Origin of the sequence: Mesorhizobium sp. M1409, assembly GCF_040317535.1 — a bacterium.
Lineage (GTDB): Bacteria > Pseudomonadota > Alphaproteobacteria > Rhizobiales > Rhizobiaceae > Mesorhizobium.
Window position 1 is genome coordinate 66,937 of sequence record NZ_JAMYKV010000009.1, and the last position, 21,419, is coordinate 88,355.

The window sequence follows — 21,419 nt, forward strand, 5'->3', positions numbered from 1 at the left end:
ATGCTGACCGATACTTTCCACGAACGATACTTCAACCGTGCGATCTGGACCGACCACACCGCAGGAGACGACCGCCTCAATGTGAAGCTCTATCGGGTCATCGCGGAGCGTCTGTTTCCGCCATTCGATTGGCAAGGTGCCTCTATCGCCGCCAACCTACAGCACTGGAAGAACCTGGACAGCAAGCTCAGCATGGAGCTCGGCCGGAAGAACCTCTCCCAGACGTGGGCGGGTTCGGGCAACAGCACCTTCATGCTTTCGCCTGCCCAGATATGCGAGAATTTCATGTGCTCACCGTTCAATCCTAATGTCGACGAAGCCGACGAATTCATGAAGCAGAGGGTCAGCTTCGTTGAGCTGGCACTGCGAGAGAAAGCCGCCGATAACGCCTACAAATCCTCCGAGGCATACGACAAACTGGAGGGTCTGCTTTCGTTCGGTCGATCCGGAGGAGTCAGAATTCCCGGCGACCCCGAGGACGCACGTCGGGCAAGGATCAAGGCTAGGGACGACGAACTCCAGGGTGCGATCAACGAGATCAATGCGCGTTTCGCCGCTGCGCGCAAGCCGCTCAACTACCACAACGGCTTCGTACAGATATCCTCCGATGAGGTGATCCAGAAGGTCGTCGAGCAGCCGTTCTGGCAACTTGTCGCCGACCCGAGGTGGACGAACGTCGACACTGACATCAAGCAGGCCATGGACCTGCGGGACAACGGTGGCCGCGACCCGTCCCTGTACGCCGCTAAGGCATTGGAGAGCGTCATCAAAATCCTGTGCAGCAACCTCGGTGCCAGCACGGGTAAGGAGAATGGCGCCCACGCCTATATAGACAATCTCATTAGTGAGCGTAGCGGACGGTTCATCGAAGCATGGGAAGGCGCGCAGTTGAAGTCGTTTTTCACCTCGGTGCGAAACCCGCTAGGCCATGGTCCCGGGGGCGAGCCCATGCCCAAGCTCTCGCCCGCCCAGGAGGATTGGGCCATCGAGTTTGCCATGATTTGGACCAAGAGCCTGATCAATCGGCATAGGTTAAACTGACCGACCCTACTAGATGTGTATCTTGTGTTGGCCGGACGCCGCCACCGGGCCGAGCTTGTCAACTATGTCGGTGGCGAACACCCAACAGGCAAATGCTATCTCCCCGATCCGCTCCGGCTCGACCTTCACGGTCTGGCCCAAATAAAACGTCGTCTTCCGCACTGCGACTTCGACTTTCACGGTCGAAGTCTCCCGAACCGCCATGCCGATCTCGAACGGCCTGACCGCGCCGCTGGCGTCGATGACATCGACCTTCAGGTAGGGCAGTCGGAGGATCATCGTGTTCGTTTCATCGACATCTTGGGGGCCGACAATGCCGCACCGGTGCTCGAGACAATTGCGCAGTTTCTGGAAGGAAGACAGTTCGGGCGTCCATGACAAGGATGCCCGAAGTTCCTTTGGCTACTTTCGCCACAAGCTGAGGGTGCCGCATGCCTGGGCACGCTGTCGCAATGTTTCCTGCTGTTGACCGGCTGCCGACTGGATCGCGGCCACCACGGCGTCTTCGATATCATCCCCTATTTCGTCGCGGATAGCGTCCGGCGATAGCTCGTTGATAAGGTCTAGATGCGTCGCTGCACCTTCGAGCGATTGGCGGACGCCGCGCGCAAGGTCGGCGATGCACATGGCGATCAGCCGGCGATTGATGGATGCTAGATCCTCCCGCGCCGTTCGGCCGAGCACGTCCATCTGATGATGCATGCTCGAATGTTGGACAGGTCTGCAGTCTGGATCGCAGGGTATGCCAGGGCGAAGATGCCATAAACCTCTTTGGCCGCCATTTGCGCAGGGACCCCAACGCCCCTCGCGTTTAATGTGATGGTCACCAACGGTGAATATGCACCGGTCATGCTGCTCCCGTGTGATCTTGCGATACTAAACCCTTAAGTTCCGCGCGTTCTTGTTCTTCAGCTGCTTCTACGTCGCATAGTATCTTGTCGATCGTCCAGTTGGCGATGTCAGACAACCTCGACGTCCCTAACCGCCGACCTCGACCAAGAGGACGACGCGCAGCGTGGCGAGATGCCAAAAAGGGTCCAGTCCTCTGCAGCGCTGCCAGGGTCGCCAGCGTGGTGCCGGTTAACCGAACAGGCTGATACGAACCGCTGCGGCGGTGGACGTCCGCTTTTGGGAGCGAGCGAGGCTAGCTAAGCGGCTGGAATCAGGCGCGTTCCCGCCTGGCAGCTTTGGGGCCGTTTCCGGACCGTCAGGTCTAGGCTGCAGTTGTGCACATAGCTGCCGATTGGCTTACGACCTTGTTGCGGACCGTCATGCTAGGCGGTGTATGGTCTTAAAGGTAACGTCGCGCTGACCGGAAAGCTCCAGAGCTTGACGGTTCGATGCGCTGAACCCTGAAGAATTCTTAGAGCGCCCTTGCGTCCATATCGCAGATTTCAACGGCGCTTCGGACGACGCATAGGTCGACGGGCGCTCCAGCTGTCTTTGAGACGAAAGAGTTCCGAGAATTGACCATACCCGATCCCTCGTCCCGGTTTTGGGACACGCCGTGACGTCGCGGAGCGCGACGCGGAATGCCTCGCCCACACGGAAGGCACCTCTTAGCATCTCGCGCACACGCGCTCCTTACTGCGCAAGGAATTATGACCGAATGGTCGTGACGGGTTCACGCCTCGGGGCAATGCTCCAGAGCCAGCTCCGCCGGTGGATGCGCCCGAACCCCGAGTAATCTAGGGTAGACATCGGGCAGGAGGATATTATGCGTCGAACTTTAGAAGACGAATTCAATATCATCGAATACGTGCTGGGAGACTCGCGGTGTCGATGCGTTTTGCCTCGCGTGGATCAAATACGAGCGGCAACAACGGAAGATCTGCTCTTTTCTGGTATTCCAAGCCTCGGCGATCGGACCGGATTAGGCCTCGTCTGTGCGCCAAGCGCTCGCCAACAAGGGCATAGCCCACACAGGCTTTCGCGGTCGGATACAGCGGCTGACCGGCCTTCGCTTCAAGGACGAATTCGGCGATCGCTATGGGCCGCTCAACGCCGCGCTCGATCACGCTTGGAAAGCCCGCGATAAGATTTTCCACGGCCAGCAAACCGGGCAAGGCTATTCGAGAGAGCAGCTACTCGCAAAGGTCGATAGCATCCGCGAGTGGTGCGGGCTACTCGCAGCGCTCGGGGCTGCCAAATTCGGCTATGATGGCTTTTCTGCCACAAATTCAATGTTCAAGGCAAAGAACGCGGAGCTGACGGCCGCCATCGACAAGGCACTGGGGAAGCTCGGCTGGGAAGCTTTCATTAACCAGCTTTAGTCGTGCACAGGATGAAGACGTTATGGTAGGGAGCAGCCTTTCCACGCTGCGATAATGATGCGTTCATGTAGCGCATTCGGGGAGGCCCTCGATGAGCAGATGTCCTACGTCGGGACGGTGAATGCTGTAATCCTGGAAGCCTCCGGAAGTTTCCAAGGTAACAATTGGACAATCCGACGCTCGGCAATCTGAGGGTGGAGAATGTCCGTCTTCAGAACATCCGTTTTTGCGGTGAACGGCCAGGTTAAGGAGGTTTGCGGCCCACCGGAGACAGTGGACGGTTCGTCCAGATCGCCGCTGCAGCCTTGGCATAGCCTGTCGCCGGCCGCGACCGCCAGTCAGCCTTCGATCGCAAGTGGAGCGCTGGCAGTGGAATGTAAGCGCGCCTTGAAATAGCTTCCGTCACGATTCTCCGGAATTGCACTATTATCTTCCTTGGCTATCGACGCCAGCGAAGAGATGTACTGCTCCTCCTTTTCTCCCACGCCCCTAATCCTCCAGATGAATGAGCTGTTACGGAACAACGCGAAGAGGTTATTCATCTCGCGGCGTCTGGCAAAGCTCTTCCAGAGTGCCCGGTGGCACCTGTCGAAAAGCGAGGGTATCCGTTGGATGAACAGGTACTGGTAGGCCGCGATGAGCCGGGAATGGTCTGCATTCGAAAGCGCTTCGCCGCCCTCGAGGACTTGCTCGGCCAAACTGACCGCGGCCCTCGCCAGGTTGTATATGTCGTCCGAATCCTTCTTTGGGCTCAGCACCTCATTCAAATACCTGTCCGCAACCCCCTTGTCGTCGCTCTCGCTTGCCAACTGAAGTGCCAGATTGTTCGCGACGATATGCGATTTTTTCTTGCGCGCCTCTAGCTGCAGCCTCACGAGTTTGGCCGTGCGCTCCGGGCTTGCCGGCTCGCTCTGGATGATGATCGATCTCGCCTGCAGCTTGTAAGAGTTGTCCTTAGTGGCCTTGAGAAGCTTCTCGGCGTATTCCTTAGCCTTCGGATCTCCGCCGTGAGCCAATGCCAGCGAAAGCCAGAGGGATTCGCGATCTGATCTATCGAACTGTGAGGGGTCCAGCTCTTCCAATATATGGATCGCTCTGGACCGCTCTCCAGTCAGCCGCAGCGCCTGGCCATAGTTGAGCCGAACGCGAGCGACCATATCGTCGGCGACATCGGCCGGTGCCGTGTGCAAGAACGACGAGGAGAATTCGGAAGCACCGTAGTAGTGTGATCCTGAGTTGAGAGCGTCGGCAAAGGCTGCGCTCAGGTGCATCAGCGCGATAATCTCCTCCATGTCGCCGGCCCGCAACGCCGTTTTTAGTAGGCGCAATAGAATAGCCGAAGCATTCGCGATCTCATGGTGCGAACACTTCGGACTGGAATACTTTCGGTCAGGGGGCCAACTAGTGGACCCAGCTCGCCAATTTGAGCCAAAATATAATTCCGCCGCGCGCCTGTTGTGCTGATTGAGAAGCTCTTCGGACATCTGCCCACGCACGACGTCGCGCACCGTGCGGGGAACGGTCAATATCCTGCGGATTTCAGCCTGACTCTGCTGCTCCAGTCCCGGAAGAGTAGAAGTGACTATAAGCGCGCGATGGCGAAGCTCGGTTGCATTGGTGGGATAGAATCCGTTGACCCCGTTGAAACGCTTGATGTGCTCGAATTGAGCTCCATGAGGAAATGTTGCCAGCGCTTGCAACATCTGCAGAGCGCGCTGCAGCATTGGCTGAGTGGCGGCGCCCAAGTCCTCGATCGCTCGCCGGAGACCTTGGGAACCGCTTGAAGGTTCGTTCTCGCCAGTCTCCTGATGGCTCGCGACCAGCTCGGACAAAGTTACGACTTGTAGTGCCTTTAGCGCTTGGTCCACCTGATCAGGAACGCCGCCGGTGATGAGCAGCAATTTGGCAACTGCATCCTGAGCCGCCAGCTCGATGCCGCCTTCTGGACTATTGGCGATGTAGGCTTTGAGATCGGGCTCGTCTAGGGCTCCGATCTTGACCTTCCCGAACTGGCTATTCGCCGGATCAGAACTGGTGCGCAACAGGATTGCTATGCCGGGGCAATAGTCGAGGATGGCTTGGGAAAGCGCCTCTAGCTCTGCCTCTCTAGGCATCGTGCCCTGCACTCGTTCTCCCAGGACTAAATCGTCCAGGAGCAGGACGGCCGCTTCGCCAGTCGCAAGCTCGTCCGATATCTGCTGGATCTTGAAGCCTAGCCTGACCTCGACTTCCTGGGCAAGATCGCTGCCGGCGGACATTTCGCTTAAGTCGAACCGGAACACAGGCCAGTCCGACATCTCATGCATTTGCAGGACGGAAGACACAAACTCGTCCGAACCCAGCCCCCAATCGGCAATGATCCACAATGCGCGCTTTGTCAGCGCGTTGGCAGCAATGTCTTGCTCCTCCTTCCTGACGAAGGCGTGGGGCCCGGGTGGCAGAAGGTGATGCCCGAATCTTGAAAGGAGGTTCGTCTTTTCTGTCCACGCCGTTGCGACGAATGCTTCCTCTCTTGCTGCCTGCGCGACAGGCGAGACGGAACTCACCACCCCAGCGGCTGCGGACTTGATCACTTGCTTGTCAGGTAGTTGCGTCACCGTGCTCTCATTATCGGGCAAGATGAACTCGAAATTGGGAGTGACCCGACCCTGGCCTGATCTCGTGGCTTGGTACGTCCGGGGCCAGATCCTGAGCTGCCGCCCCTTCTCGTTTATGACAAGCGCGCCGGCACTATAGCCGTGGATGCGTTGGGTCCTACCGTCGCCGAAATGCTCCAGGCCAAAAAGGGACGGCGACTGAAATATGGCCACCGGGGACGAGCCCATCTGCGACAGGCTGCTTGAGAGAGGCTCGTGCATGTGACCGAACAAATGGAGATCGAAACGGCCAGGCGGAGCGATCTCCTTCTTCCATGTGTCCAAGCTGCCTGGCGTCAACCACTCTGCCGGTTGATGGGTGACCAGAAGATTGAAGTCGTTTGCGCGGCACCAGCCTTCCGCATCCGGCAGTATCACTGAAAGCTGCTGATGGTCCACGTGCAGATCGCCGGCCTTGTTCTCCTTGCTCAGTTGAAGCCATGTGGAGTTTAGACCGATCAGGCCGAGCTGCCTCTCGTCCTTGGCGAACCTGACGACCTGATCGCCAGGCAGGAAGCCATGGGCCGCATCAACGACGGATATCCCGACCGCGCCAAGCGCTTCGTACCAGGCCTGGTAGTTAGCAAAGGCGCTCCTAATGGTTTCTCGATAGGGACCAGTAGGGTTGTTCAAGAAATCATCGCGGACATTGTGCTTCTTCGACCAGTCCTGCAGCAACATCGCGGACATATCGCTGGCGCTTGGGCGAACGAGGTCATGGTTCCCTGGAACCGCCATGAACTTGGGCGAGCAATCCAAGTCCGTCAACTTTCCGTAGAGTTCCACAAGCGCAGCCGTTGCGCCCTTAAATTCTTCGGCGTCGCCCTTCTGCACTATGTCACCGGAGAAGATCAGGAGATCCCACGGCCCCGACTGACGATGCAACAGAGGAAGGTCGTCGTAGAAATGATGCTTGAGGTTGGCCCAGAGCGGTGCTTGGCCTTTCATGCCGAAATGAAGATCTGACAAATGGAGCCAGCGGAAACTTACGTCAGACATCAATCAGCTATTCAGGTTTTCTCGTGATCCGACTCATCGGCTTAGACAACAGTCTGTCATTAAGCTTTACGCTCCGAAAGTGTCCCGGCAAATAAGTGAGGGATTTGGCTGACGTTCATCCAATGGGGCGATAGGAGGAGCTGCCAATCCGGCGAGGGGTGGTTGAGATTTGCATTTCGGGGTGTGCCAGCGCCTGTCGCGAACTTCCGCATAGAGTGCGAGGGGCATGTCGTGGAAGCGTCTTCCGGGCCAAGTCGCAGAGCCTGTAGCGTTGATTCCGACGGGATTGGTATGCGTTACGACCGGCGCCACGGCAACGTGCACATAGCCTCCCGTTGACCGGCGCCAGCGTGGCGCGGCCGTGTGGACAAACGGTCCATGCCGGGTCATGGGGCGTTCTCCCGGTTCGGCGCCCTTGAGGCAGGCGGTGCACGAGGCTGGCACCACCGTTCGAACCTCTCGATGACGACCATGCGTCCGCCGCAGCAAGGGCAAGGCCGGCGGACGTCAGGCCGGTTCTTCCGAGGTGTCGTCTTGGGACGGCAGATCGACGTTCAGCAGTTCGCGCGCGAGTGCGAGGCTTGCCTTGCGGGCGGAGCTGGCGAGCAGCCCATAGTGACGGATGCGGTGGAACCCACGCGGCAGGACATGGAGCAGGAAGCGGCGGATGAACTCGTCGGCGGCAAGCGTTTGGCGCGATGGCGCTCGACACCATCGCGGCGATAGTCCTTGTAGCGGAAGGTGACTCCAGCCTCGTCGAAGGCGATCAGGCGGCGGTTCGAGATGGCAACCCGGTGCGTGTAGCGCGACAGGTAGGCGAGCACCGCCTTCGGCCCCGCGAACGGCGCCTTGGCGTAGACCACCCAGCGCTTCTTCCGGACGGCAGCAAGCTGGCGCAGGAAGGCGCGTCGCTCGGTGAGGTGCGCCATCGACCCGAAAAAGGTGAGACGGCCGGCATCGTGCAGCGCGACCAGCCGGGTCAGGAACAGTCGGCGGAACAGCGCCCCAAGCACTCGCACCGGGAGGAGGAAGGCCGGGCGCGACGAGACCCAGCGCTTCCCGTCCGGCGCGATGCCGCCGCCCGGCACGATCATGTGCACGTGCGGATGATGCGTCATCGCCGATCCCCATGTGTGGAGCACGGCGGTGATGCCGATGCGCGCGCCGAGATGCCCGGGATCGGCCGCGATGGTCAGCATGGTCTCCGATGCCGCCTTGAACAGCAGGTCATAGACAGCGCCTTGTTGTGGAACGCGATCTCGGCGACTTCGGCCGGCAGCGTGAACACGACGTGGAAGTATCCGACTGGCAGCAGGTCGGCTTCGCGCTCGGCGAGCCATGTACGCGCGGTCGCGCCCTGGCACCTGGGACAGTGCCGGTTACGGCAGCTGTTATAGGCGATCCGCCATTTGCCGCAGTCCGCACAGACTTCGACGTGACCACCCAATGCAGCGGTGCGACACTGTTCGATCGCTGACATCACGTTGAGCTGCTGCAGGCTCAGACGCCCGGCGTGGGAGACCCGGTATCCGGGGCCGGCAGCACTGAAGATATCGGCGACCTCCAGGTCGGCGCGCACCGGTTCAGCCGGACGGCGTTTTGCCTTCCATGAGAGCCATCAGCCGGTCGAGCGGCCCTGCGACCGCGTGGATCATCCGGGTCGAGACCTTGGTGTAGAGCGCTGTCGAGCAGCACCTGGATGACGCGTATGTCGACATCCTGCTCGAGCAGGTGGGTGGCGAAGCAGCAGAGTATGCGGGCTGACGCGCTTGCGGATCCCGGCGACTTCGGCGGCTTCCTGAACCGCGCGATGGAGTTGCCGCGACGAGATCGGATCGGTGCAACTGCGCCCCGGGAACAGCCAGCCATGCGGAAGCATCACCCCGCGCCGCCTGCCTTCGCGCCACCACAGCCGCAGCAGTTCCAGCAGTTGCGGCGAGAGCATGGCGTTGCGATCCTTGCGTCCCTTGCCTTGTTCGACGCGGATCAGCATGCGTGTGCTGTCGATATCATCGACCTTGAGGTGCGCGACTTCGGACACGCGCAGACCCGCGCCATAGGCGACACCGAGCGCAGCCTTGTACTTGATGCCTGGTGCTGCTTCGAGCAGCCGCGCCGCTTCCTCCACGCTCAGCACATCCGGCAGCTTGCGTGGATGGCGCATGATCACCAGCACACGTGCCAGATCCCGACGCTTCAGCGTCACCAGGAACAGGAACCGCAGTGCCGAGACCGCGCCATTGATCGTCGCAGGGCCGACGCCGCTCTCATGCTGATGCAGCTGGAATCGACGGATGTCCTGTCCCGGGCCGCGCCGTATCGTAGCTCGCCCAGCTAGAGCGGAAAAAGACCGCCTTGTGCTTCGCTTCGCTGTGTTCCTTGGCCGCTCGCCCGACACTGCAACGGCTGCCGCACCCTTCCCATCTTCGGTGTCGAGCAGCATCGCTATCGTAGTAATGCCGCGAGAGATATTGCGGCGTCGGCGTTTCCTCGGGCCTGTGCGCCTCGGCATGGAGGGCGGTTATCTTTCCCATAAAGTCCGCCGAACCGACAACACGGTCACTGTGGAATCCGGATCCTCGAAGAAATCTGGAAAATCTTCCGCCGCATAGGAACGGGTCGTCTTCTGTTCGGTAGATGGGTCGCCACGGGCGCCGAACTCGAGCTTAATTCGCCGAGTGAATGTAGGCCATGCCTTCGTACTCTTCCGCGGCTAGCGCGGTCGGATAATGAAAGTTGATCGTCTGTAGATCGCCTGCGTCGATCTTAACGGACCATTCGCCCTTCGTCGGCTCGCCGAGATGTCCGCCGATTGCGGCGCGTAGCGCCGGCAGCAGCTTCTCTGCGACGTGCATTTCGACATCGCCGACGAGCTCCTCGACAAGCCTGTGTGCCGAGGGCCAGGCGACGCGTGACCTTACGGTCAGGTTGCTTGCCAGACTGTATCCGGTTCTGGCCATAGTCCCCCTGGATATGGTCGCGAGCTCTCAAGCCCAAGCGCTCGAGCGCTTGGCAAAGTCGATCAATCCAAAATTCAGCATCCGGCGTTCCGGCAAGTATGCGACGGTCTGTGTAGCTGCAGGCGCGGTGCACCCATCACTTCGGTGCCCAACGTTTTTCATGGGATCGCAGGGTTGGGCGGCAAAGCTGTCGCGTACGGACCCGGTGGGCTCTGGCTCGAGCTTGCTGCCCTTTGGAGCTGGCGCCGCAAGCTGCTTCGCCGCGGCCAACGTCTTTCGAACCATCTTTGCTTCCCAGCTGACCGGCGCTCGAGCTGGACGAGAACATCGACCTCTCTTTGTGCACCTACAACAAGATTGGCGAAACGCACCTCATTGGGCTCGGCGCGATAGGCCATGGCTCGCTCTGGGCGCTGGCGAGGCAATCCGGTCTGTCGGGGCGCCTGCATGTAGTTGATCACGAAGCTATCGAACTCTCAAACCTGCAGCGCTACGTGTTGGCAGGTCAGGCGGAGGTCGGCCTCTCTAAGGCGGCCCTAGCAACCCACGCCCTTCGGTCCACCGCCCTTGAGGTCGAGGCGCACCCTATGAAGTGGGCAGAATATGTTGCGCGCCGGGGCGACTGGGTATTCGAACGAGTGGGTGTGGCGCTTGACACCGCCGCCGACCGTCTAGCTGTCCAAGGTGCTCTGCCCCGATGGATCGCGAACGCCTGGACTCAGGAGCAAGATCTAGGCATCTCGCGGCATGGTTTCGATGACGGCCAGGCTTGCCTTTGCTGCATGTACATGCCGACCGGGAAATCCAAGGACGAACACCAACTGGTCGCGGAGGAACTCGGAATGCCGGAAGCACACGAGGAGGTAAAAGCGCTCCTGCAGACCAATACCGGAGTCCCCAATGAGTTCGTAGCTCGGGTGGCTACGGCGATGGCTGTGCCGTTTGAGCCGCTCGCCGCGTTTGTTGGCCAGCCCCTCCGTTCCTTTTATCAGCAGGTTATCTGCGGCGGCCTGGTGTTCCAGCTTAGCGATGGAAGTCGTCTCGTTCGAACTGTGGTTCCGATGGCCTTTCAATCAGCGCTTGCCGGGATCATGCTTGCCGCAGACCTGGTCAAGCATAGTGCGGGTTTTCCGATGAGTCCGACGACCAGCACTCGCGTGAATCTACTGCGCGCCCTTGGTTCTCACCTCCATGATCCGAAAGCCAAAGATTCCAGCGGCCGCTGCATCTGCAGCGATGAGGATTTCGTTGCCGCCTACAGGCTGAAATACGGCTGTGCCGTTGAACAGCTGAGCAACGGGTCCGCCTAAAAAGATCTGAAGTCTTCGTTACCGCGGACGGCGCGCTGTCAAGCGCTCACCGATGTTTTCGACCACGATCGAGTGCCTGATGAGAGTGCGGGGCGGATACTATGACACGCTCGGCCCGCTGCTTTGTCAATGTTAGGCCCAGAATCCACGACAGATATCCTTGAGCGACGGCTCGCCGTTTAACGTTTTTTTGTACTGTTATCTACGTTCGACCATATTGGTCGTCGAAGCGAACGATATCATCCTCGGCGAGATAATCGCCGCTCTGCACTTCAATGATAACCAGGTCAATTCTGCCTGGGTTCTCGAGCCGATGCTTATGGCCGCAGGGGATGTAAGTAGATTCGTTTGTCCCCAGGAACAACTCCTGCTCGCCATTGACGATTTTGGCGGAGCCGCTGACCACGACCCAGTGCTCCGAACGATGATAGTGCATCTGCAGGCTCAACTGGCGACCGGGCTTCACCTCGATGCGTTTGATCTTGAAGCGCTCGCCTTCCTCCAGAACCGTATAGGTACCCCAGGGCCGGTGTACCGTGCTATGGACCAGATGAGCTTCATGTCCCGAAGCCTTGAGGCCCTCGAAGAGCTTTTTAACGTCCTGAACGCGGTCGCGGGATGTGACAAGCAAAGCGTCCGGGGAATCCACGATCACCAGATCGCTTACGCCCACCGTGCCGATGACGCGCTTGTCGGAGCTCACATAGGTGCCGGTCGTGTCGACCATGTGCACATCGCCGCGTATCCTGTTCCCGCTTTCGTCGGGGGCGATCAAATCGGCCATTGCGTTCCAAGATCCGATGTCGTTCCAATCCATGTCGCAGGGAATCACGGCAAGTCTGTTAGTCTTCTCCATGACAGCGTGGTCGAGCGAGATTCGCGGCGCGGAACCGAAATGCTCAGGCGCGAGTTCGATTTTGGCAAAGCCTTGGCATTGACTGGCGCGGCCGTTCTCATAGCTGTCGGCGACGGCCTGGAGCACCTCGGGACAATGCAAAACCATCTCGTCGAGCATGGTTTGCGCACTGAAGCAGAAGATGCCGGCGTTCCAGAAGAAGCGTTGAGACGCGACATAGGCTTTGGCTGTCTCCAGATCCGGTTTTTCAACGAAACGGACGACGTTCTCACCATCTGCTTCGATGTAGCCGAATGCTGTGTCCGGTCTGGTTGGGGTGATGCCCAATGTGGCGATCCGCCCGAGCTTCGCATGTTTCATGGCCAGGCCCATGACGTCTAGAAACGCAGGCAGATTGCCAATCAGGTGATCGGCCGGGAAGACGCACAGGATCGCGTCAGGGCCTTGCGTTGCCCTCGCATGGATCGCGGCTGCAGCCACGGCGGCGGCCGTATCGCGAGGTTCGGGCTCGAGCAGAAAGGTGCGTGGAAGGACCACGGAATCCAGTTCGTCAAATTCGTCCTGGGTCAGGAAGAGGTGGTCCCCGGATGTCACAGCGACGAGTTCCACGACACCTTCTATCGAAGCGGCGCGCAGCACAGTCTGCTGAATGAGAGAATATCCATCCGCCACTTTGAGGAAAGGTTTGGGGTGCGATTGCCTTGAGGCGGGCCATAGCCGCGATCCGGCTCCGCCGCTGATGATCACGGGAATGACTTTCATAACCAACCTCAATTTCGTTTCTGGAGTGATCGCCCGCGTTCTTTCGAGCGTCAGCGTCACGATCGCCGTCGCTCTGGCTTGTCTGCGGCCCCCGCGTAACAGCGAAGTTCTGGCACGTTGCAGGCGGCGTCAGATGACGACGGCATCGGTAATGTACGACGCCTCCACTGGCGTCGGTGAGAAATGCGCATTCAACTCTGCCTGTTGGTTGCGTCTGCCGAATTGCGCAGGTGGCGGGTCTTAACTGAGATCAGAGACTTGGCTGCCTTCTATCAAAGTCAAACGACTTGGCTCGTTCAGATCGAATTCAATTACCCGTGGTGCGAAAAGGCGTGCATATCGTGTAAAGGCGCTCGTCGGGGGAAACCGAATTACGGTATCGCAGCGCCCGAGAAGATACATCTCAACGAGGGCGGAAATTCCGCCGTCAATCCCGAGTGCTGCAGTGTGTAAGGGGCCACCTTGATTGGATCCGAAGTGCTTCGGGACAGTGAGCAGATCGGGAAACCTGGCCGACAGAAGATCCAGTATCCGCGCGCTGTCCGTGCATAAGAACAGCCGCACAGGCCTGGGGTGCGGTAACGCCTTAGCCTTGTCAATTGCAGCGCACACTTGCCGAACGGCGAGCTCCGGATCGGCCCAGTAGGGCGCATGCTCCATGATGTCTTCACCGTTACCGTGCCGAACATGAATCCCGATGATGCTGTGCCCCTCAAAACATTCCTGATAAATGGCATCTATGCGGGCTTGAATTTCTGGCCGAGGCTGGACACTCTGGAACACCTGCCGCTCTGCATCCTCATCGCACCGCCACATCAGACAAGCGTCACACACTACTGTGTTGGCTTCGACATCGTGTTCGGCCTGAAAGAGCTCGCCCAACTCATCGCGCTCTTGGAAAATCTGCTCATCTGGCCGGTAAAGGCACTCGATCGCCGGCCTGTTCCACCACTCCGGGAAGAATGGACCAGGGAAGGAAACGTCGTTGATCCGGTCGTCGGAAATAGCCGGCACGCCAGCGATGTCATTGATCGGCTGGAAGAACACCGGAAACGCATTTGTGAAGGGTTGGTCGAGGTAGCAGGCCCCCCGCCAGTCGATGACTAGAGTTCGTCCCGACCGCTGCGCGTAGCGCCAAGCGGCCGCCAATGACCACAGACAATCACCGAACCCCGTACGCCTCCGAGAGACGACGAACCGGCGCTTTTGCAATCCACTAACATGCATTTTCGGAAATCTCGTTCAGAGAGGAGGTTGCCCGGTTTGGTATCCTTAGTCGACACGTAGACCCTGACGCCGGGCGCTTGGCAGAGGCCGGGCCATAGGGCAGAAGAGCTCACTCAGCACTGCCCACTAATCCCGTGACGCTCGCACAGCTTGAAGCCGATGCCCTCGCTTCCGGTTCAGCCTTCTCTACTGGGCCTCCGCGGCATATGTAAAATCTATTGAGTGGATGCCGGCCATCCATGTGTTGGATGCCATGATGAAGGGGCTCGGCTGACGCGGGCCCGGCCAATAGAGCCGAAACAGCCGGGAAACGCTGCGACACTGCCTGCCGGAGCAAATCGTTCCGTCGACGCCATACGCCAAGGGTGCAAGGCTGCATACAGCAACCGGTACCGGGCGAGATGAGGTCGACAGCTCGACGCGCCTGGAACCAGCTGATCGACAGAATCTGCAGTCTGCTCCCAAAGTTCTGCACGACCTGTGCCGGATGCTGTGGTGAGGGCTCGCGGCCACGAACGTTGTCCTCGCCCCGAACGGAAGCTCGCGCCTCCGACTCCGGGCCGGCGATGCGCTCTCGCTGCTCGGTCAGACCATCCATTCTGTGGATGCACTTTATCCAAACAATCGATTTCACTGATCCAAACAATTCCCATTAGAAGACGCTGAAGCAAGAAAGAAAGGCGTCCTCACTCGCTGATAGATGAGCAAATCAGCTGCAAGGTGCTTGGAGTACAGTCGCTCACGGCGTGAGCTGAGCGGCACTCTGACCGCATGTACGAATCCGTCAGGTTAGCGGCGCAACTCTATTTTGCTGTGACTCCAAGCAAGAGCAGGTGTTCTCGGCTGGCGGACTGTCAATGACGAGCCGCGCGCCGCATCTGTCGAAGTGCTCCATAGAGCAAGGGGCGGGCCGCACATTGTGTCGGCGTGGCGAGCCGAAGCCGAAACTTTAAACTTTAATAGAGCAGGAATAGAATGGGTGATAGCAGGAAAGTTGCTCTTATTACGGGCATAACTGGACAGGATGGTGCCTATCTTGCCCGTCTTCTTCTCAAAAAAGGCTACGTCGTTCATGGGATTAAGCGACGTTCCTCTTCCTTCAACACGGGTCGTATCGAAGACCTCTACCAAGACCCGCACGAATCCGATCCGCGCCTAGTCTTGCATTACGGTGATCTCACTGATTCGACTAACCTCATCCGCGTGGTTCAGGAATCTCAGCCAGATGAAATTTACAACTTGGCTGCTCAGAGCCATGTCCAGGTGTCGTTCGAAACACCTGAGTACACAGCAAACGCGGACGGTATCGGTACATTGCGACTTCTTGAGGCGATTCGCCTCCTCGGTCTGACGGACAAGACCCGCTTCTATCAAGCCTCGACTTCAGAGCTATACGGCCTCGTGCAGTCCGTACCGCAGAACGAAACGACGCCCTTTTATCCGCGCAGCCCTTACGCCGCGGCCAAGCTCTACGCCTACTGGATGGTCGTCAATTATCGCGAGGGCTATGGTATGCACGCTTCCAACGGCATTCTTTTTAATCACGAAAGCCCCCTTCGTGGCGAAACTTTTGTGACGCGCAAGATCAGCCGCGCTGCCGCTGCTATCTACCTGGGCAAGCAGGACAAGCTTTATCTCGGCAATCTCGATGCTCAACGCGATTGGGGCCATGCGCGTGAGTACGTGCGAGGTATGTGGATGATGATACAGCAGGATCAACCGGATGATTACGTGCTGGCTACGGGCAAAACGACTCCTGTCCGCCAATTCGTCGAGTGGGCTTTCGAAGATATCGGCGTCGAGATCGAATGGCGTGGCAAGGGTGTCGGCGAAAAGGGCTATGATGTAGCGAGCGGCAGATGCCTAGTCCAAGTAGACCCACGCTACTTCCGCCCCACGGAAGTCGATCTTCTCCTGGGTGACGCTACCAAGGCGAAGGAGAAGCTCGGTTGGGTGCATGAGACATCCGTGCGCGAGCTTGCCGCGGAAATGGTCCGGGAAGACCTAAAGGTCATGCAGACATCGGTAATAATGAAGGAAGCGTAATGTATGATCTGAAGGGAAAAACCGTGTGGGTCGCGGGCCACAAAGGTATGGTAGGCAGCGCTGTTGTACGCCGCCTCGCGTCTGAAGACTGCAAAGTTGTGGCCGCCCCTCGGGAAGAGCTAGATCTCAAGCGACAGACTGAGGTCGAGAACTTCGTGGCAGTGACGAAACCGGACGCTATTGTCATGGCGGCGGCAAAGGTAGGCGGTATTCTCGCGAACTCTACCTATCCGGTCGACTTTCTTTACGACAATCTGGTGATCGAGTCCAATATCTTCGCGGCAGCCCACGATAACAATGTCGACCGCGTCCTCTTCCTCGGCTCGTCTTGCATCTATCCGAAGATGGCACCCCAGCCGATTCCTGAGAACGCGCTCTTGACCGGGCCACTAGAGCGAACCAACGAATGGTACGCCGTCGCCAAGATCACCGGCATCAAACTGGCTCAAGCCTATCGTCAGCAATATGGCCGCGACTACATCTCGGCTATGCCGACGAATCTCTACGGGCCAGGTGACAATTATGACTTGCAGTCAGGCCACGTCATTCCAGCGCTGATCCGGAAAGCGCATGAAGCTAAGCTCATAAGTGATAAGCAAATCACCATCTGGGGCACGGGCACACCACGCCGGGAATTCATGCACGTGGACGACTGCGCCGACGCATTAGTCTTCCTTCTGAAGAACTACTCTGGCCATGACCATGTCAATCTCGGCTACGGACAGGACATCACGATCCTAGAGCTGACCAGAATGATCTGCGGTGTAGTCGGATTTACTGGGGAGATCGTGCATGATAACTCTAAACCCGACGGCACACCGCGAAAGCTGATGAGCGTCGACAAGCTGCGCACTTTGGGATGGGCGGCAAAGATCAGTCTCATGGAAGGCATCGAGAGTGCCTATCATGCATTTCTGAACGGCAGCTACACCGAACGGCGATAGACAATGAGGATTTGCTGCATCTCAGGCCTGTGGCGCTTTTGCGACCCAGAGCATGAATTGGGACGGAGACAACTCGATTGGCGAGCATTCATGTGAGGCAGCGGCGAGGAGGCCCTGCCGGACCTCAGCGCCATCCGCCCGAATCGTCGCCGTGAATGTCACGGTGCGCTGCCCTCGCTGACGCCGACCGCATCAATCCTCACAAAAGCGTAGCCGTCGAGAACCGAACCCGTCAATGGTAACGAAATGTACTTCTGTTTTTATCGCCGCATTTGTCGGTAGGAATTCCGAACAGGCCAAGGTTTGAGTAAAAACACGGTCAGCAACGTCGGACTAGGTATGAATTTCGGAACAAGTGGATTACGGGGCCTAGCGACAGAATTGGCAGGAGCCGCCTCTGCCCTATATGCAACGGCATTCGCGACATTCCTGTTGGAATCCGGCCTGGCCAGAATTGGCGACGAGATACTCATAGGGCGCGACTTTCGCGCCTCGAGTCCGGCCATCGCCGCCGTCTGTGCGGCGGCGCTGTCCGCGCTCGGCTTCATCGTGGTCGATTGCGGCGCAGTCCCCACCCCTGCCCTGGCACTGTATGCTCAGGCGCGTAAGAGTGGTTGTTTGATGATCACAGGCTCGCACATTCCGGCCGACCGTAATGGAATAAAATTCTATCGACCCGACGGTGAGATCGACAAAGGTGATGAGCGGGAGATAACGCGCATCGCCTTGCAGTTGGAGAAGCGCGGATACGTCCTTGAAGGTGCTGTTGCACGTCGGCAGCACCGGGAGGCCGAATGCAAGGCCTTGTTCGTGGCGCGCAATCGAAAGCTTATGGAGATTAATGCTCTAAAGGGCTTAACGGTGGGCGTATATCAGCACAGCACAGTCGCGCGCGATCTCTTGGTTGACATTCTCTCATATCACTGTGCGACGGTCGTAACCCTGGGACGTTCGGAAGGTTTCATTCCTGTCGACACTGAAGCGGTCTCTGACGAGACTGCTCAACAGTTCAAGCTCTGGGCCAAAGAGCATCGGCTTGATGCGGTCGTCTCGGCAGATGGCGATGGTGACCGCCCACTGGTAGCTGACGACCATGGAGACCCCCTTCGCGGTGATTTGTTAGGCCTGATTACGGCGAACTTCCTGCAAGCGAAGGCAGTCGTCACGCCGGTCACATCAAACTCTGGTATCGAGACCGCAGGTTCTTTTAAAGTCGTGCGTACCAAGGTTGGATCGCCATTTGTTATTGCTGCCATGCTCGATTTGGTTGCGTCGGGTCACGAGCGCGTGGTTGGTTTCGAAGCAAACGGTGGTTTGTTGACCGGCACGGACTTTGACCCGAACGGAACTAAACTGCCAGCGCTACCTACACGCGACAGTTTTCTCCCCATCCTGGCGGCACTTTCCCTTGTTAATACAAGTGGGCAGCCACTGTCGGAGATTGGCAGTTCCTTTCAATTGCCGGCGGCGGCGGCGGATCGCTTGGAAAATTTTTCCGTCGAAAGCAGCACTCGCCTCATGACATACCTTCGTACAGCGGAAACTAACATCGCCGCCTTCGTCGGGTCGATTGGAGTGGTAAGCAAGGTTAGCGATGTTGACGGACTTCGTATCACTCTCGCGGATAAGCGTGTCTTGCATTTGCGACCATCCGGCAATGCCCCGGAAATGCGGTGCTACGTCGAAGCCGAAAATCGGGAGGACGCGGAGCTTTTGCTCCGGACTGGATTGAATCGAATTCGTAATTGGACGCAAGGCTAAATAAAAGCCGCCTCCCTGCGTATTCCAGGTGACCCTCCGGGTCGCACAAGCTACTCAAGCGCGATCAGAACGTCCACAGTGTCCCGGCCCCTGTCCGCTTTGAAGCGAACCGGAACGCCCGTGGAAACAGCCGATCCGTACCAGCCACGGAGCATCCGGTAGCTCATGGTCAAGGCAGCGCCTTCCGGTAGCGAACAGCCGGTCCCGCACTGACCGCCTGCGCCGCATGTACGATGGCGTTGGTGTCCAGGCCGTGGTGACGGTATAGGTCCGCAATAGTCCCCGTCTGGCCGAACTGCTCGACCCCGAGCGCCTTCACGCGATGCCCGTTAACCCCACCGAGCCACGCGAGCGTCGCCGGGTGGCCGTCGATCACGGTGACGATGCCGCAGTCACGCGATAGCGGCGCGAGCAGCCGCTCGATATGACTCAGGGCGCCAATCGCGCCACGCTGCCGGGCACGTTCCGCCGCCTGCCAGCCCGCATTAAGCCGGTCCGCGGAGGTGATCGCGAGCAGCCCGACATCGCGCCGGTCCTCCGCCAGAAGACCCGTCGCGGCAATCGCCTCCGGCGCGACGACGCCTTGATAAGCAATGACGACACTCGCGTTGGGCCCAGGCGGACGCAGCCAATAGGCGCCATTGACGATGTCCCGCGCGAGCGCCGGGTTCATGTCGCGCAGCGGCTGCTCGAGCGGCCGGGTTGACAGGCGAAGATAGACCGATCCTCCGGTCTGATCACGCAGCCACGTCGTCTCATCCGGATCCCCCTCGCCATTACGTTGCATGTAATCGAAGGCAAAGCGCATGATCACGGACAGTTCGTCGACGAAGGCCGGTTCGAAGGCGCAAAGCCCATCCTGCGCCATGCCGATCAATGGGGTGCCGATCGACTGGTGTGCTCCGCCCTCGGGCGCTAGCGTCACGCCCGAGGGCGTTGCGACCAGCATGAAGCGCGCATCCTGATAGCAGGCGTAGTTTAGCTGGTCGGCCGATCGGTAGATGAAGGGATCATAGACTGTCCCGATCGGCAGCAGGCGCACGCCATTGATCGAGTGCGAGAGACCGAGCGCCCCGAGCATGATCATCAGGTTCGACTCGGCGATCCCGAGCTCGAGGTGCTGCCCCTTCGGCCCAAATTCCCAGGTAAAGGTCGACGGAATGCGTTCGGCCTTGAAGGTGTCCGCCATGGTCTCCCGGGCGAAAAGGCCGCGCCGGTTGACCCAGCCACCGAGATTGGTCGAGACCGTCACATCGGGCGAGGTGGTGACAATGCGGTCGGCAAGCAGACTGCGCTCGCGTGCGATGTCGTTCAGGATCTGGCCGAACCCCATCTGGGTCGAGAGCGGCTTGCCGGGCTGCCCCGGTGACGGAAGGGTTTCAGGCACCGGCACCGACGGCGCAGACAGCCTCCTATGCCCCTCACTGAAGAACGGCGCCTTTGCGAAGAAGGCGTCAAGTTCCGCTTCCGGTAAGGTGGCGGCCGCCCATTTGTCCCACTCCTCACCCCGCTTTACGCCCATTTGCAGGCGGTAGTCTTCCATCTGCGTGGGCGTCATCTGCCCCGCGTGGTTGTCCTTGTGTCCGGCAAGCGGCAGACCGTAGCCCTTGATGGTGTAACAGATGAAGCAGACGGGACGGTCATGCCTGGACGCCGCCTCGAAGGCTTCGAGGAGGCTCGGCATGTCATGCCCGCCAAGGTTCGTCATCAACGCCTGCAACTCGTCGTCGGAGCGGCGTTCGATCAGAGTGGTGACCGGCCCTTGGTCTCCGATCTCGTCGAGCAGCCGCTTGCGCCAGGCAGCACCCCCTTGGAAGGTCAGCGCCGAATAGAGCTGGTTCGGACAGCGCTCTATCCACTCGAGCAGCTTCTCGCCCCCCGGCTCGGCAAAGGCAGCCTCTTGCAGAGCCCCGTGGCGCAGGACCATCACGTCCCAGCCGAAGTTGCGAAAAATCTGCTCGAAACGCTGCCAGAGGCCCTCCCGGATCACGGCGTCGAGCGACTGGCGATTGTAGTCGACCACCCACCAGCAGTTCCTGAGCCCGTGCTTCCAGCCTTCGATCAGGGCCTCGTAGATGTTGCCCTCATCCATCTCGGCGTCGCCGATCAGGCTGACCATTCGGCCCTCGGCACGCTCCTTCATCCAGCCGTGACCCGAGACGTAGTCCTGCACCAGCGACGAGAACAGCGTCTGAGCAACGCCGAGACCCACCGACCCGGTCGAGAAGTCGACATCGTCGACATCCTTCGTCCGCGAAGGGTAGCTCTGCGCGCCCTTGTAGCCGCGGAAGTTCATGAGCTTTTCGTGGGTCTGGTTGCCCGCCAGATACTGAAGTGCATGGAAGATCGGCGCCGCATGGGGTTTGACCGCCACCCGATCCTGCGGGCGCAGGACCGAACCGTAGAGCGCGGTCATGATGGTACTCAGCGACGCGGACGAGGCCTGATGCCCCCCGACCTTGATCTCATCGCCCTCGCGGACGTGGTTGGCGTGGTGGATCGTCCAGGCTGCGAGCCAGGAGACGCAGCGCTCGATCTCGTGCAGATATTCCAGTTTCCTCGTCATTCAGTTTCCCGCAAATCAGCTGCCGGTCTCACAGGACC

Annotated in this window: 15 protein-coding genes and 1 pseudogene; 7 read left to right on the top strand and 9 right to left on the bottom strand. The window is 59.1% G+C overall.

What is annotated here, in order from left to right; all coding sequences use genetic code 11:
* Positions 1 to 1,041, top strand: coding sequence for an AbiJ-NTD4 domain-containing protein (locus tag NKG99_RS10320; RefSeq protein WP_352866981.1), 1,041 nt, complete (start codon positions 1 to 3; stop codon positions 1,039 to 1,041).
* A gap of 9 nt (positions 1,042 to 1,050) precedes the next feature.
* Here NKG99_RS10320 and NKG99_RS10325 read toward each other — a convergent pair whose 3' ends face one another.
* Together NKG99_RS10325 and NKG99_RS10330 are read right to left on the bottom strand one after the other, a co-directional pair.
* A complete protein-coding gene (locus NKG99_RS10325) occupies positions 1,051 to 1,320 on the bottom strand; it encodes a hypothetical protein (RefSeq protein ID WP_023735771.1) in 270 nt (89 codons plus the stop codon).
* Between the two features lie 123 nt (positions 1,321 to 1,443).
* The gene (locus NKG99_RS10330) at positions 1,444 to 1,731 is read right to left on the bottom strand and encodes a hypothetical protein (RefSeq protein WP_352866982.1); all 288 of its coding nucleotides are present in this window, start codon (positions 1,729 to 1,731) and stop codon (positions 1,444 to 1,446) included.
* A 1,196-nt stretch (positions 1,732 to 2,927) separates the two neighbouring features.
* On the opposite strand from NKG99_RS10330, the gene NKG99_RS10335 reads away from it, so the two are divergent.
* Positions 2,928 to 3,314, top strand: coding sequence for a hypothetical protein (locus NKG99_RS10335; RefSeq protein WP_023735773.1), 387 nt, complete (start codon positions 2,928 to 2,930; stop codon positions 3,312 to 3,314).
* A gap of 338 nt (positions 3,315 to 3,652) precedes the next feature.
* On the opposite strand, the gene NKG99_RS10340 is transcribed toward NKG99_RS10335, so the two are convergent.
* The 4 genes and pseudogenes from NKG99_RS10340 to NKG99_RS10355 all read right to left on the bottom strand — a co-directional run bounded on the left by NKG99_RS10340 (position 3,653) and on the right by NKG99_RS10355 (position 9,909).
* Positions 3,653 to 6,949, bottom strand: a complete 3,297-nt coding sequence (locus tag NKG99_RS10340; protein ID WP_352866983.1) for a metallophosphoesterase — start codon at positions 6,947 to 6,949, stop codon at positions 3,653 to 3,655.
* 422 nt (positions 6,950 to 7,371) lie between these two features.
* Positions 7,372 to 8,528, bottom strand: a pseudogene (locus NKG99_RS10345) (IS91 family transposase); the annotation flags it as partial.
* 72 nt (positions 8,529 to 8,600) lie between these two features.
* Positions 8,601 to 9,392 carry a tyrosine-type recombinase/integrase gene (locus NKG99_RS10350; RefSeq protein ID WP_502913075.1) on the bottom strand — a complete coding sequence of 264 codons (792 nt, stop codon included), beginning with the start codon at positions 9,390 to 9,392 and terminating at the stop codon, positions 8,601 to 8,603.
* Between the two features lie 223 nt (positions 9,393 to 9,615).
* Positions 9,616 to 9,909: a hypothetical protein gene (locus NKG99_RS10355; RefSeq protein WP_245260242.1), complete on the bottom strand. Its 294-nt coding sequence runs from the start codon at positions 9,907 to 9,909 to the stop codon at positions 9,616 to 9,618.
* Here NKG99_RS10355 and NKG99_RS10360 point away from each other — a divergent pair.
* Positions 9,878 to 10,366 (top strand): E2 ligase fold family C protein, encoded by a 489-nt coding sequence (locus NKG99_RS10360; RefSeq protein WP_352866984.1) that lies wholly within the window; start codon positions 9,878 to 9,880, stop codon positions 10,364 to 10,366. The two genes, NKG99_RS10355 and NKG99_RS10360, sit on opposite strands and share 32 nt — an antisense overlap.
* Positions 10,248 to 11,219 carry a ThiF family adenylyltransferase gene (locus tag NKG99_RS10365; protein WP_352866986.1) on the top strand — a complete coding sequence of 324 codons (972 nt, stop codon included), beginning with the start codon at positions 10,248 to 10,250 and terminating at the stop codon, positions 11,217 to 11,219. Before NKG99_RS10360 ends, NKG99_RS10365 begins: the two co-directional genes overlap by 119 nt.
* A 202-nt stretch (positions 11,220 to 11,421) precedes the next feature.
* On the opposite strand, the gene NKG99_RS10370 is transcribed toward NKG99_RS10365, so the two are convergent.
* Positions 11,422 to 12,837: a mannose-1-phosphate guanylyltransferase/mannose-6-phosphate isomerase gene (locus NKG99_RS10370; RefSeq protein WP_352867078.1), complete on the bottom strand. Its 1,416-nt coding sequence runs from the start codon at positions 12,835 to 12,837 to the stop codon at positions 11,422 to 11,424.
* 240 nt (positions 12,838 to 13,077) lie between these two features.
* The gene (locus NKG99_RS10375) at positions 13,078 to 14,064 is read right to left on the bottom strand and encodes a nodulation protein NodZ (protein WP_352866987.1); all 987 of its coding nucleotides are present in this window, start codon (positions 14,062 to 14,064) and stop codon (positions 13,078 to 13,080) included.
* Between the two features lie 975 nt (positions 14,065 to 15,039).
* Between NKG99_RS10375 and gmd the strand changes: the two genes are divergently transcribed.
* From gmd to NKG99_RS10390, 3 genes are all read left to right on the top strand, one after another.
* A complete protein-coding gene (gmd, locus tag NKG99_RS10380) occupies positions 15,040 to 16,110 on the top strand; it encodes a GDP-mannose 4,6-dehydratase (RefSeq protein ID WP_352866989.1) in 1,071 nt (356 codons plus the stop codon).
* Complete coding sequence (gene fcl / locus NKG99_RS10385; protein ID WP_352562560.1) at positions 16,110 to 17,054, top strand: GDP-L-fucose synthase; 945 nt, start codon at positions 16,110 to 16,112, stop codon at positions 17,052 to 17,054. The genes gmd and fcl overlap by 1 nt, the downstream gene beginning before the upstream one ends.
* 339 nt (positions 17,055 to 17,393) lie before the next feature.
* Positions 17,394 to 18,815: a phosphomannomutase gene (locus NKG99_RS10390; protein WP_352866990.1), complete on the top strand. Its 1,422-nt coding sequence runs from the start codon at positions 17,394 to 17,396 to the stop codon at positions 18,813 to 18,815.
* Between the two features lie 169 nt (positions 18,816 to 18,984).
* Here the strand turns inward: NKG99_RS10390 and NKG99_RS10395 are convergent, their stop codons facing one another.
* Positions 18,985 to 21,381 (bottom strand): transketolase, encoded by a 2,397-nt coding sequence (locus NKG99_RS10395; RefSeq protein ID WP_023766632.1) that lies wholly within the window; start codon positions 21,379 to 21,381, stop codon positions 18,985 to 18,987.
* Positions 21,382 to 21,419 lie beyond the last annotated feature (38 nt).